This is a genomic window from Streptomyces sp. NPDC046887, from assembly GCF_040644755.1.
Taxonomy (GTDB): domain Bacteria; phylum Actinomycetota; class Actinomycetes; order Streptomycetales; family Streptomycetaceae; genus Streptomyces; species Streptomyces lichenis.
The window spans coordinates 79,951-92,424 of the sequence record NZ_JBEYXH010000023.1; the positions used below are offsets into that span (position 1 = coordinate 79,951).

Annotated in this window: 9 protein-coding genes and 1 pseudogene; 7 read left to right on the forward strand and 3 right to left on the reverse strand. The window is 75.7% G+C overall.

From position 1 onward, the window contains the following. The first annotated feature begins 119 nt into the window (after positions 1 to 119). Complete coding sequence (locus ABZ945_RS21380; RefSeq protein ID WP_361271731.1) at positions 120 to 2,567, forward strand: right-handed parallel beta-helix repeat-containing protein; 2,448 nt, start codon at positions 120 to 122, stop codon at positions 2,565 to 2,567. Here ABZ945_RS21380 and ABZ945_RS21385 read toward each other — a convergent pair. Then, the gene (locus ABZ945_RS21385) at positions 2,519 to 4,954 is read right to left on the reverse strand and encodes a hypothetical protein (RefSeq protein WP_361271734.1); all 2,436 of its coding nucleotides are present in this window, start codon (positions 4,952 to 4,954) and stop codon (positions 2,519 to 2,521) included. The genes ABZ945_RS21380 and ABZ945_RS21385 overlap by 49 nt on opposite strands. A gap of 260 nt (positions 4,955 to 5,214) precedes the next feature. On the opposite strand from ABZ945_RS21385, the gene ABZ945_RS21390 reads away from it, so the two are divergent. Continuing rightward, positions 5,215 to 6,048 (forward strand): DeoR/GlpR family DNA-binding transcription regulator, encoded by an 834-nt coding sequence (locus ABZ945_RS21390; RefSeq protein WP_361271736.1) that lies wholly within the window; start codon positions 5,215 to 5,217, stop codon positions 6,046 to 6,048. A 111-nt stretch (positions 6,049 to 6,159) separates the two neighbouring features. Beyond that, the gene (locus ABZ945_RS21395; protein WP_361271739.1) at positions 6,160 to 6,612 is read left to right on the forward strand and encodes an SRPBCC family protein; all 453 of its coding nucleotides are present in this window, start codon (positions 6,160 to 6,162) and stop codon (positions 6,610 to 6,612) included. A 12-nt stretch (positions 6,613 to 6,624) separates the two neighbouring features. Here the strand turns inward: ABZ945_RS21395 and ABZ945_RS21400 are convergent, their stop codons facing one another. Beyond that, entirely contained in the window at positions 6,625 to 7,722 is a 1,098-nt protein-coding gene (locus ABZ945_RS21400) for a PLP-dependent cysteine synthase family protein (protein WP_361271797.1), read from the reverse strand. A gap of 392 nt (positions 7,723 to 8,114) precedes the next feature. On the opposite strand from ABZ945_RS21400, the gene ABZ945_RS21405 reads away from it, so the two are divergent. The 4 genes and pseudogenes from ABZ945_RS21405 (at position 8,115) to ABZ945_RS21420 (ending at position 11,020) form a co-directional block, all read left to right on the forward strand. After that, positions 8,115 to 8,444, forward strand: coding sequence for a hypothetical protein (locus ABZ945_RS21405; RefSeq protein WP_361271742.1), 330 nt, complete (start codon positions 8,115 to 8,117; stop codon positions 8,442 to 8,444). A 297-nt stretch (positions 8,445 to 8,741) separates the two neighbouring features. Next, positions 8,742 to 9,203, forward strand: a pseudogene (locus ABZ945_RS21410) (ATP-binding protein); the annotation flags it as partial. Between the two features lie 597 nt (positions 9,204 to 9,800). After that, entirely contained in the window at positions 9,801 to 10,406 is a 606-nt protein-coding gene (locus ABZ945_RS21415; RefSeq protein ID WP_361271745.1) for a TetR/AcrR family transcriptional regulator, read from the forward strand. 32 nt (positions 10,407 to 10,438) lie between these two features. Continuing rightward, positions 10,439 to 11,020: a DUF4865 family protein gene (locus ABZ945_RS21420; RefSeq protein WP_361271747.1), complete on the forward strand. Its 582-nt coding sequence runs from the start codon at positions 10,439 to 10,441 to the stop codon at positions 11,018 to 11,020. 67 nt (positions 11,021 to 11,087) lie between these two features. Here ABZ945_RS21420 and ABZ945_RS21425 read toward each other — a convergent pair whose 3' ends face one another. Continuing rightward, positions 11,088 to 12,314, reverse strand: coding sequence for an ROK family protein (locus ABZ945_RS21425; RefSeq protein ID WP_361271748.1), 1,227 nt, complete (start codon positions 12,312 to 12,314; stop codon positions 11,088 to 11,090). Between the last annotated feature and the right edge of the window lie 160 nt (positions 12,315 to 12,474).

Consider the following 12,474-nt stretch of genomic DNA (forward strand, 5'->3'; position numbering starts at 1 on the left):
CGGGGGCCCGCACGGCTGACCGGGCCCGCCCGGACCGCCCCGCACGCTACGGTGGGGCCGACCGTTCCACAGGCGGCCCTTCGGCCGCACGCACGACGAGGTGGGGGCAGAGCAGCACCATGGCACAGGGCACGGTCCAGGTGACGCACACCGGAGCATCGCGGTGGCGGCGCCGCACGGGCGAGTACGCCTCCCTGGCCGCGGCCCTGGAGGCGGCCGGCGACGGCGATGTGCTCACCCTCTCCCCCGGCACCTACCGGGAGAACCTGGTCCTGGACCGGGCGGTCACCGTGCGGGGCGCCGACGGCTCGGCCGGCTCGGTGCGGCTCGCCCCGGCCGACGGGGTGCCGCTGACCGTCCGCGCCTCCGCCGCCGTACTGGACCTCCAGGTGGAGGGGCAGGACAGCTCGGCGCCCGCGGTGCTGGTGGAGGACGGCACCCCGGAGCTGACGGGCCTGCGGATCACCACCCGCTCGGCGGCCGGGGTGGAGGTGCGCGGCGCCGCCCGGCCCACCCTGCGGCGGTGCACCGTGGACAACCCGGCGGGCGTAGGCATCGGCGTACTGGACGGCGCGGGCGGGGTGTTCGAGGAGTGCGAGGTGGTCGCGGCCGGGCAGTCCGGGGTGGTGGTGGGCGGCGGGGCGCATCCGCGGCTGGAGCGCTGCCGGATCCACCACGCCTCCGGCGCCGGGCTGGCGGTGACCGGCGAGGGCAGCGGCCTTGAGGCGGTCGGCTGCGAGATCTACGAGATCCAGGGCGGCGGGGTGCGGATCGCGGCCCGGGCGACCGCCCATCTGACCGACTGCCAGGTGCACCGCACCACCGGGGACGGGGTGGTGCTGGACACCGACGCGGTGCTGACCCTCTCCGACTGCGACATCCACGACGTGCCGGAGAACGCGGTGGACCTGCGCTCCCGCTCGGTGCTGACGCTGACCCGCTCCACGGTCCGCCGGTTCGGCCGCAACGGGCTGTCGGTCTGGGACCCGGGGACCCGGGTGGACGCCAACCGGTGCGAGATCCACGACAGTTCCGGCGACTATCCGGCGGTCTGGGTGAGCGACGGGGCGACCGCGGTGCTGGAGTCCTGCCGGGTGCACGACGTACCGGACGCGCTCTTCGTACTGGACCGCGGCTCCCGCGTGGACGTGGTGGACAGCGACCTCTTCCAGGTGCGCAACACGGCCGTGTCGGTCAGCGACGGGGCCACCGCCGAGCTGGACGACTGCAGGGTGCGGGAGGCCTCCACCGGGGCCTGGTTCCGCGACCACGGCAGCGGCGGCACCCTGGCCGGCTGCTCCTTCGACGGGGTGCAGACCGGGGTGATCGTCACCAAGGGCGCCGACCCGTCGATCGAGCGGTGCACCGTCAGCTCCCCCGCCGAGGCGGGGTTCTACGTCTCGGCCGAGGGGCGCGGCACCTTCACCGGCTGCCGGGTCACCGGCAGTGGCGGCTACGGCTTCCATGTGATGGACGGCTGCCGCACGGTACTGCGCCGCTGCCGCACCGAGCGCTGCGCACGCGGCGGCTACGAGCTGGGGGCGGACGGGCCGATGGCCGAGGAGTGCACCGGGGACGAGAGCGGCACCCGCGCCGCCCGCACCCCCCAGCCGGTCCCCGCCGCCGTACCGTCCCAGGGCGGAGTCCTCGGCGAGGTGGCCCCGGCCCGGGTCCCCGCCCAGCCGGCCGCCCCCGCCCCGGGCATCACCACCGACGCGGAGCCGGAGCCGGCCGAGGTCCGCGCCGCCCAGGACGTGCTGGCCGAACTGGACGCCCTGGTGGGCCTGGACAGCGTCAAGCGCGAGGTGCGCACCCTCACCAACATGATCGAGGTGGGCCGGCTGCGGCAGGAAGCCGGGCTGAAGGCCGCCTCGGTCCGCCGCCATCTGGTCTTCACCGGCTCCCCCGGCACCGGCAAGACCACGGTGGCCCGGCTGTACGGGGAGATCCTGGCCGCGCTCGGGGTGCTGGAGCGGGGCCATCTGGTGGAGGTGTCCCGGGTCGACCTGGTCGGCGAGCACATCGGCTCCACCGCCATCCGCACCCAGCAGGCCTTCGACCGGGCGCGCGGCGGGGTGCTGTTCATCGACGAGGCCTACGCGCTCTCCCCGGAGGACTCGGGCCGGGACTTCGGCCGGGAGGCCATCGACACCCTGGTGAAGCTGATGGAGGACCACCGGGAGGCGGTGGTGGTGATCGTCGCCGGGTACACCGCCGAGATGGAGCGGTTCCTCACCGTCAACCCCGGGGTGGCGTCCCGCTTCTCCCGGACCATCACCTTCACCGACTACCTCCCCGAGGAGCTGGTGCGGATCGTGCAGCAGCAGGCCGAGGAGCACGAGTACGAGCTCGCCGACGGCACGGGCGAGGCGCTGGCCAAGTACTTCACCGAGCTGCCCAAGGGCCCGGCCTTCGGCAACGGCCGCACCGCCCGCCAGACCTTCGAGTCCATGGTGGAGCGGCACGCGGGCCGGGTCGCCGGGCTCACCGAGATGAGCACCGACGACCTGACCCTGCTCTACCCGGAGGACCTGCCCGCGCTCCCTGCCTCCCCCTCCTCCGCATAGCCCCCGGGACCCTCGTAGCCGTCCGGGGTGCGCGGGGCGGGCAGCGGCAGGGCGGGCGGCAGCCGGTCGAGCAGTACGGTGCGCTCCTTGGCGAAGACCGGGTCGGCCTGGTAGTCGCCATGGCCCAGGATCGGCTCCGGCAGCGGATGCTCGGGGGTGCGGCCGTAGACCACGGGGTCGCGCAGCGCCCGGTGGTCCACCTCCGGCTTCCCGCCCTCGGCCGGCAGGTTCACCGGGCCGCCGATCGGGTCGGTGCGCCGCCACAGATTGCGCCAGCAGTGCAGCTCCCGGTGGAGCGCGCCCAGCGGCTCCGGCCCGAAGTAGGCGGGGAACCACCGCCCGTACAGCCGCTCCAGCGGTGAGCCGTAGGTGAGCAGCGCGACCCGGCGGCGGGTGCCGGCCGGCAGCTGCCAGACCGCGGCGGCGGCCAGCACACTGCCCTGGGAGTGGCCGGAGATGACCAGCCGGCCGCCGGTGCGCCCGGTCCACGAGGACATCCGCCAGGCCAGGTCGGGGACGGCCCGCTCGGCGTAGCAGGGCGGGGCGAACGGATGGGCGGCGCGCGGCCAGAAGGTGCCGACGTCCCAGAGGATGCCGATGGTGCGCCGGGCGGAGGCGTCCTTGTAGGCGCGGCGGCCCCAGGTGACCAGCAAGACGAAGCCGAGGCCGACCAGCCAGGAGCCGAGGGCCTGCGCGGTCTCGGCGGCGGCCCGGACGAAGGGGTGCGCCCCGGCGAACGCCTGCCCCGGTACGGCCCCTTCGGCCCAGGCCCCGGCGACCGCCCCGGTGCCCAGCAGCAGGGTGGCGCCGGAGACGGTGCCGACCAGGGCGGGCGCGGCGTCGGTGAGCCGGGCCCGGGCGCGGGTGGCGGCGATCCGGCGGGTACGGACCGGGTCGGGCCGTTCGCCCTCGTACTCGGCCTCCACCACCGGACCGAGCCGGCGGGCCCGGACGGCGGTACGGGCGGCCAGCCACAGCATCGGTACCAGGAGCAGCACCAGCAGCACCGGGATGACCGAGGCCTGCCAGCTGAGCAGCACCGGCGGCCCGGTGATGGGGCCCTGGCCGGTGCCGGGGGTGGCGGGTCCGTCCAGCCAGTCGGCGACCCGCTGGGACACCCCGCCGGTCATCACCCCGCCCAGGGCGCAGGCCAGCATGGCGACGGCGGGGCCGCCCAGCCCGTACAGCACCGTGCGGCCCCCGGGGCTGCGGCGGTGCAGCCGCAGCGCCACCGCGGCCATCGCCAGCACCAGGGCGCCCTGGGCGGTGGTGAGCACACTGAAGGTGACGTCCCCGGGCAGGGTGCCCCAGGAGCGCCAGCCGGGGCGGGACCAGGCCGCGTAGCCGGCGGAGAGCAGCAGCAGGGCGGTGGCGGCGGTCGGCAGCCAGGTCACCTGGGCGTGGTCGAGCCGGGTGTCCAGGCGGCGTTCGCCGCGGCCCCGGCGGCAGACCGTCCACACGGCGAGCGCCCCGGCCAGCCCGATGCCCGCCTCCAGCACCCAGCCGAGCACGGTGAGGAGTCCGCCGTCTTCGGCCCGGTCCTCCCGGGCGGCGGCGCCGGTGAGCGCGGCGGCCACGGTGAGCAGCCCGGCCGCGGTGTGCGCGGCGCGCAGCCGGGCGACCAGCCGGCGCCCGTACCAGAACCCGGGGCGGCCCAGCGGCGGCCGGATCTCCACCGGCTCGGCGCCGGTGCCGTCCGGCACGGTGCCGTCCGGCACGGTGCCGTCCGGCCGGATGCCGTGGGCCTCCGGGCCGCCGCGCGGTGGGCGCTGGGCCTCGTAGGCGCTCCAGGTGCGGTTCGACAGGTACCAGAGCAGTACCACCAGCGCGGTGGGCAGTACGGCGGCGAGCGCCAGTCGGCGCCCCGGCTGGGACCACCAGCCGCCGCCGTCGGCCGCCAGGAAGCCCAGCCAGGCCCGGCTCCCGGCGCAGGCGGCCGACCCGGCGCACTGCCAGGCGACCAGGTCCAGGGCGACCTCGCAGGCGGCGGCGGTGAGCAGCACGGTGAGGCTGAGCGCCACCAGCCGCACCAGCACGCCGTACAGCCGGACGGCGGTGGCCTGCCGCCGGGCGGGCGGGCGCATCCAGTGGGCGAGGTTGGCCACCATGAACGGGAGCAGCAGCAGCCACAGGGCGCGCGAGCCGTTGCCGGAGGTGAGGCCGGACCAGCAGTACGCCTCCGGGACGGGGCCGTCGGCGAACCGCTCGGGCTCGCGCTCGGCGTCGCGGTCCGCGGCCCGGCGGTAGATCGCGGCGGTCTCGTCCCCGGTGACCCGGACGGTGCGCGGGTCGTCCAGCATGGCTTCCGGGGTGGTGCCGCCGACGCCGTGGACGAGCAGTTCCAGGGCGGCGCCGCGGCGGGCGGGCTCCGAGGGGGCAGGGGGCACTGCGGGCCTCGCTTTCGAGGGTGCGGGGCCCGACGCGGGAAGCGGCGGTGGTCGGAACCCGGGTGGTGGGGCGGGGAGATGGGGGCGGCGGGGACCCCAGCATCACCGTTCACCGGCCCGCCCGCAGGGTTCTTACCCGATTTCACCCGGGCCCGTACTCGGGGCTCGTGGCAGGATGAGGGCCCCGCCACCGTGGTGGCGGGGCGCGGGTGGGACCCGTGGTGGGCGAGGCGGACGATGTGGAAGGACCGGCCCCGGCGGTGAGCGACAACCAGAACCTGCTGGCGGAGCAGCGGCGCGCCCTGATCCTGGACGAGGTGCGGCGGCGCGGCGGGGTGCGGGTGAACGAGCTCACCCGCCGGCTGGGCGTCTCGGATATGACGGTCCGCCGCGACCTGGACGCGCTGGCTCGGCAGGGCGCGGTGGAGAAGGTGCACGGCGGGGCGGTGCCGGCCGCCGAGGCGAGCAGCCATGAGCCCGGGTTCGAGGCCAAGTCCTCGCTGGAGCGGGACGCCAAGGAGGACATCGCCCGGGCGGCCGCGGAGCTGGCGGTGCCGGGCAGCGCGGTCGCCCTGTCCGGTGGGACCACCACCTTCGCGCTGGCCCACCGGCTGCTGGAGGTGCCGGAGCTGACGGTGGTGACCAACTCGGTGCGGGTGGCGGAGGTGTTCCACACCGCCCAGCGCGCCGGTGGCGGTGGTGGACCGGCCCGCCCGGGCGCGGCGACCGTCGTCCTGACCGGCGGGGTGCGCACTCCGTCGGACTCGCTGGTCGGCCCGGTCGCCGACCAGGCGATCCGCTCGCTCCACTTCGATGTGCTGTTCCTCGGGGTGCACGGGGTCTCGGTGGAGGCGGGGCTGTCCACACCGAACCTGGCCGAGGCGGAGACCAACCGCCGGCTGGTGAGCGCCGCCCGCCGGGTGGTGGTGGTCGCCGACCACACCAAGTGGGGCACGGTGGGCCTGAGTTCCTTCGCCCGGTTGGACGAGGTGGACACCCTGGTGACCGACGCCGGGCTCTCGGCGGCGGCCCGCGCCCAGATGGCCGAGCATCTGCCGGGCCTGGTGGTGGCGGGCGGCCCGGAGCCGGTCTGACGGATCCGGGGGCGGTCGGGGTCCGGGGGCCGCCCGTCCGGTCCCGTGGGCCGTGGCTCCCATGGGCCGTGGTGCGGTCCCCTGCCTACGATCCCTGCCTACGATCGCCGGGTGAGCCTCTTCCGCATCTCCCGTACGACACCGCTGCCGCCCGCCGAGGTCTGGCGGCGGCTGACCGACTGGCCCGCGCACGGGGCGCAGGTGCCGCTGACCCGGACCCGGGTGCTGACGCCGGGGCCGTCCGGCCCGGGCACCCGGTTCACCGCCCGTACCGGTATCGGCCCGGTGGGCTTCGACGACCCGATGGAGGTGGTGCGCTGGGAGCCGCCCGGCGAGGGGCCCGGGGCGTCCGGGATCTGCCGGCTGGAGAAGCGCGGCCGCCTGGTCACCGGCTGGGCGGAGTTCGAGCTCCGCGCCGAGCCGGACGGCTCCACCCGGGTGTGGTGGACCGAGCGGATCGGTGTACGGGGAGTGCCCCGGGCAGCCGACCCGCTGCTCGGCGGGGCGGGGAAGCTGGTCTTCGGGCGCGCCCTGGACAAGCTGCTGGCGCACCGCCCCCGGTGACCCGGCCGGACCTCAGTGCGGCCAGCCGCCCCCGCCGAGGAAGGTGTCGATGGTCGCGCGGTACGGGGCGATGTCCAGGCCCTGTTCGGCCAGCCAGGCGTCGGAGTAGTAGCGGTCCAGATAGCGGTCGCCCGGGTCGCAGAGCAGGGTGACCACGCTGCCGGTCCGCCCGGCGGCCACCATCTCGGCGACGATCTTCCACGCGCTCCAGAGTCCCGTGCCGGTGGAGCCGCCCGCCTTGCGCCCGATGGCGTCCTCCAGCGCGCGGACCGCCGCGATGCTCGCCGCGTCGGGCACCTTCATCATCCGATCGACGGCGCCGGGCACGAAGCTCGGCTCCATCCGGGGGCGGCCGATGCCCTCGATCCGGGAACCGCAGTCGCTGGAGGCCCCCGGGTCGCCGGTGGTCCAGCCCTCGAAGAAGCAGGAGTTCTCCGGGTCGGGGACGCAGATCATGGTGTCGTACTGCATGTAGTGCACATAGCGCGCGATGGTGGCCGAGGTACCGCCGGTGCCGGCGGTGGCGACGATCCAGGCCGGCTCGGGGTAGCGCTCCAGCCTCAGCTGCTGGTAGATCGACTCGGCGATGTTGTTGTTGCCCCGCCAGTCGGTGGCCCGTTCGGCGTAGGTGAACTGGTCCAGATAGTGCCCGCCGGTGGTCCGGGCGAGCGCGGCGGCCTCGTCGTACATGGTGCGCGGATCGTCCACGAAGTGGCAGCGGCCGCCCTGGAACTCGATCAGGCGGATCTTCTCCGGGCTGGTGGTGCGGGGCATCACGGCCACGAAGGGGACGCCGATCAGGCCGGCGAAGTACGCCTCGGAGACCGCGGTCGACCCGCTGGACGCCTCGATGACCGGCCGGCCGGGGCGGATCCAGCCGTTGCACAGGCCGTAGAGGAAGAGCGAGCGGGCCAGCCGGTGCTTGAGGCTGCCGGTGGGGTGGGTCGACTCGTCCTTCAGATAGAGGTCGATGCCCCAGGACTCAGGCAGCGGAAAGCGCAGCAGATGGGTGTCGGCGGACCGGTTGGCGTCCGCCTGCACCTTGCGCACGGCCTCCTTCAGCCAGGTCCGGTAGGACGCGTCGCTGCGGTCCACGTCCACGGTCGCCATGGGCGCCCCGGCCGCGGCGGTCGGCGCGATACCGGGTCCCTGGTGCCCCTCGGGCTGCTCAACGGTGCTCACGCGCCACTCCTCGTACCTGTCTTCGCGCTGGTCTACGCATCTTCGAATACGTACTCGGCCGACGTCCGGCCGCCGCCCGCGGCCCTGAACATACCTTCCCCACCTGCGCACATGATGACTTGGACGTTCCATAGGGAACACTTGTGGAAGGCGCCGCGGGGGCGCCGTGGCGGTGGGGCGCGAAGGAGTGAAGGGCGCGAGGACCGGGCGTACGGGATCGCAGGGGGGCGCGTGGAGTCTTCCGCCCCGCACCCTGGTGCCGAGGCCGCTCCTTGGAGCAGACTGACCGCCAGAACCTGGACGAAGGGGGCTGGGTACGCATGGCCGAGGCTGATTTCAGCGCGACAGGCGTACGGATCGAACGGTGGCCGCGGTCGCTGACCCGGGCCGGCGAGGTGCTGGTCAAGGACGGTCGGCTGGCGCTGCTGACGAGTTACGGGCGGGTGATCGACAGCGCCCCGGTACGGGCGGTACGGACGGGCAAACCCTGGTTCTCCGACCGGGGCGACGCCATGGTGGCCACGCTCAACGGCAACCGCTACCGCCTCACCCTGGGCCAGCGCGACCCCGCGCGCGGGGCGGCCGCGGCCCGGGCGCTGACCGGCCGGCTGCGGGACGTCGTCCGCCGCGGTGGCGGCGAAGGCGACTAGAGCGGCCCGGATCCCACCCGGTACACCCGCGCGGGGCGCCGTACGCGGCGCCCGGTGCGGGCGGGTCTGGTGGTGCCGTGTCCGACACCGGTGCCGCCCGGCGGGGCGTGGGGCGCGCGAGTTGCGCCGGGCGGTCCGCTACGTCACGCTGGACGGACATCACTACCCAGGGTGCATTGACGGTCACACTGCGGCGTGAACCGCCGTGAACGCCGGGAACCCGCAGCCAGCCACCCACTGGACCCGATCTCCGCCTTCTTCGTCTTCTTCCGGACCTCATTTCGGGGAGTCGCAGCCGTGATCAGCCAGGTAAGCAGGCAGTGCACGGTAGAGCTCCAAGCCCTGCCGTCGCGGATCGGACAGGTCCGCAGAATCGTTTCTGCGCAGTTGCGCTACTGGAACCTCGATTGCCTCATCGAGAAGGCGGCGCTCGGTGTCACCGAGCTGCTGACCAACGTCCACCAGCATGCCGGGCCCGACAAGGTGTGCACCGTCGAGATGGAGCTGCTGCTCGGCCGGCTGACGGTCTCGGTCCATGACCGCGATCCGCGCCTGCCGTCGGCCAACTCCTCCGACCCGCTGTCCACTTCGGGGCGCGGACTGGCCCTGATCGAGGCGTTCAGCGAGAGCTGGGGCGCCCGACCGGACGGCGAGTCGGGCAAGGTGGTGTGGTTCACCCTCCCGGCGCCCGCACCGACCATGCCGCCGGTCCCGCCGCTCCCGGTCTACGGGGCGGCCACGACCGGCCCGTTCACCGCGACCGTACCGTTCGGCGACCCCGCCCTGGCCACCCGGGCCGGCGACCGAACGGGCGCCCTGGCGGTGGTCGCCGCGCACGCGGACCCGTCGGGGTCGGTGCCGGTGGGGTCAGGCCCGTCTGTGCCGGTGCCGTCGGGCTCGGACTCGCCTGTCCCGGTGCCGGTGGGGCCGGGACCGACCGTTCCGGTGCCGCCCGGGTCGGACTCGCCTGTGCCGGTGCCGGTGAGGTCGGGCCAGCCCGGCGCCGTACCGCCCGGGCCGGACCAACCCGTCCTCGTACCGCCCGGGTCGCGGGAGCCGATCCCGCCTCTGCCTACCGGTCGGCCCGACCGGCCCGACCGGCCTGTCCGCCCCGCCGCCACCCCGGCCCCGCTCCCGGTCACCCCGGTGGCTCCGGCCGCCCCGGTGGCGCCCGTCCCCTCCGCGTCACCGTTGACGCCGACGGCCCCACGACTGCCCTGAGAGCCCCGAGGTCGGCACGGCCTCGCCACCGCCCCCGCCGCACTGCGCGGCGGGGGCGGTGGCGTAGCACAAGGGGCCGGGCGCGGGCGGCCAACAGGCCTCAAGAGGGCGGCCATTGCCGCTGTACCTACTAGTATGTACAGTCGATGCGTGAACACCTCCGAGCGGCTGGTCGCCGCCACCCGTGAACTGCTCTGGGAACGCGGCTACACGGGCACCAGCCCGCGCGCCATCCAGGCCCGGGCCGGGGCAGGCCAGGGCAGCATGTACCACCACTTCGCGGGCAAGCACGGGCTCGCCCTCGCGGCCGTCGGGCGCTCCGCCGAGGAGTTGCGGGCCGCCGCGGAGGCGGTGCTGGGCGGGCCGGGCACGGCGTACCAGCGGGTGCGGGGCTATCTGCTGCGGGAGCGGGACGTGCTGCGCGGCTGCCCGGTCGGGCGGCTGGCCATGGACCCCGAGGTCGTCGCGGACGACGCCCTGCGCGCCCCGGTCGAGGAGACCCTCGGCTGGCTGCGCGACCGGCTGGCCGCGGTGGTCGGGCAGGGCGTGGCGGACGGCGAGTTCGACCGGGCGCTGGACCCGGAGGCCACCGCGGCGGCACTGGTCGCGGTGGTGCAGGGCGGCTATGTGCTGGCCCGCGCCTCAGGCTCGCCCGCGGCCTTCGACACCGCGGTACGGGGCGCCCTGGCCCTGCTCGGCCCCGACCGGGACGATCCCGCCGCCCCGGAGACCGCGCACTGAAGCAGCCCGCCCCCTGAAGGAGCTGAGCACCCATGCTCGCCATGCAGTACGAGATCGGCCTGCCCGCCGACTACGACATGGACGTCATCCGCCACCGGGTCGCCACCCGGGGCCATCTGCTCGACGCCTTCCCCGGTCTCGGCTTCAAGGCGTATCTGATCCGGGACCGGGCCGACGGCGCACCGGTCAACGCGTACGCCCCGTTCTACCTCTGGCGGGCGCCCGAGGGGATGAACGCCTTCCTCTGGGGCCCCGGGTTCCAGGGCATCGTGGACGACTTCGGCCGGCCGCGGGTGCGGCAGTGGCCGGGGCTGGCCTACCGGGAGGGGCCGGCGACCGCGGCCGTTCCGCGCTGGGCCACCCGGCGGCTGCTCCGGATCGACCGGGGCGCCTCCCCCGCCCGGGCGGTCGCGGCCGCGGAGGGGGAGCACGAACGGCAGGCCCGGCGGCAGGGCGTGGTCGCGGCCGTCACGGCCGTGGACGCGAGCCGCTGGGAGGTGCTGCACCTCGCGCTCTGGGCGGGCGAGGTACCCGGGGACGAGGACGAGGTGTACCGGGTGCTCCATCTGTCGGAGCCCGAACGGTCCCGGCTGCCCCAGGGACGGCTGCGCTGAGCGACGGCGCGGCCCCGGCAGCGCACCGCACGCACCGCACGGGCCCCGGGACCGACCCCGGCTCCAGTCAGCCGACCAGGTGGCCCAGCGCCGCCAGCGGGTCGTCCAGGACCGGCTGCCAGGCCAACTCGGCGGCGCCCGCGAGGCTGTTGTGGTCAAGGGCGCAGCCGACGATGGGCAGGGAGCCGCTGCGGCCCCAGAGGCTGCGGTCGGCGACCACCGCGCGCAGCCGCTCGGGGTCGGCGGCCAGGAGTTCGCCGTGGAGGCCGCCGAGGATGATCCGGTCCGGGTTGAGGATGTTCACCAGCCCGGCGAGCCCGAGCCCCAGCCGGTCGATCAGCTCGGCGGTCGCGGCCCGCACCCCGGGGTCGTCGGCCTCGGTGCGCAGCAGGTCGCGGCACTGCTGGAGCAGGGAGACCTCGGGCCCGGGCTGGCGGCCGGCCGCGGTGAGGAAGGCCAGCGGGTCGGCCTCGACGTCCAGGCAACCCCGGCTGCCGCAGTAGCAGGGGCGGCCGGCCGGGTTGACGGTGAGATGGCCGACCTCCAGGGCCAGACCCGAACTGCCGGTGTGCAGACGGCCGTCGAGCACCAGGGCCCCGCCCACTCCGCGGTGGCCGGTGGCGACGCAGAGCAGGTCCCGCGCCCCCCGTCCGGCGCCGTGGCGGTGCTCGGCGAGGGCGGCCAGATTGACGTCGTTGCCGGTGAAGGCGGGGCCGTCGATGCCGGCCTGCCGGACCAGGGCGGCGAAGATGTCCCGTACCGGCGCCCCGGCGGGCCAGGCGAGATGCAGCGGGTTGAGCGCGGTGCCCTCGGGTTCGGCGACGGCGGACGGCACCGCGAGTCCGGCGCCGACGCAGCGCCGCCCGCCGGCCGCCAGCAGCGCCGCACCGGCGTCCACGACGGCGGCCAGCACCTGGGCCGGGTCCTCGTCCACCGTCACACAGCCGGGCGCGGTCGCCACGATGCGCCCGCCGAGGCCGACCAGGGCGGCCCGGAACCCGTCGGCGTGCACCTGGGCGGCGAGGGCGACCGGGCCGTCCTCGGCGACGAGCAGGCGGTGCGAGGGGCGGCCCTGGGAGCCGGCCGCGGCGGCGGGGCGCGAGTCCACCCGGATCAGGCCGAGCGCCTCCAGTTCGGCGGCGACCGCGCCCGCGGTGGCCCGGGTGACGCCCAGCTCGGCGGTGAGGACGGCCCGGGTCGGGGCGCGGCCGGTGTGCACCAGCTCCAGCGCGGGCCCGAGCGCGCCGCGCCCTCGGTCCAGCCGTGATCGGGTCGTCGTCGCCTTGCCGTTCATGACGGCGAGTCTCCCATGATCCGCTCCTCGCCCTTTCCTCGTGGCGGCAGTACCCCAGCCATCCTCCGGGTACCCGCGGTACCCGCCCGGTGCCGTTTCGTCCGCCCGTGGACGGGTACTGCGGGCGGCACGGCGGTACGCGGACCCGGTGCGGGCCGCG

Coding starts and splice junctions, on each gene's coding strand:
- ABZ945_RS21380 (WP_361271731.1), top strand. CDS start 120: ATGGCACAGGGCACGGTCCAGGTGACGCACACCGGAGCATCGCGGTGG.
- ABZ945_RS21400 (WP_361271797.1), bottom strand. CDS start 7,722: ATGGCGACCGTGGACGTGGACCGCAGCGACGCGTCCTACCGGACCTGG.
- ABZ945_RS21415 (WP_361271745.1), top strand. CDS start 9,801: ATGTACAGTCGATGCGTGAACACCTCCGAGCGGCTGGTCGCCGCCACC.
- ABZ945_RS21420 (WP_361271747.1), top strand. CDS start 10,439: ATGCTCGCCATGCAGTACGAGATCGGCCTGCCCGCCGACTACGACATG.
- ABZ945_RS21425 (WP_361271748.1), bottom strand. CDS start 12,314: ATGAACGGCAAGGCGACGACGACCCGATCACGGCTGGACCGAGGGCGC.
- ABZ945_RS21405 (WP_361271742.1), top strand. CDS start 8,115: ATGGCCGAGGCTGATTTCAGCGCGACAGGCGTACGGATCGAACGGTGG.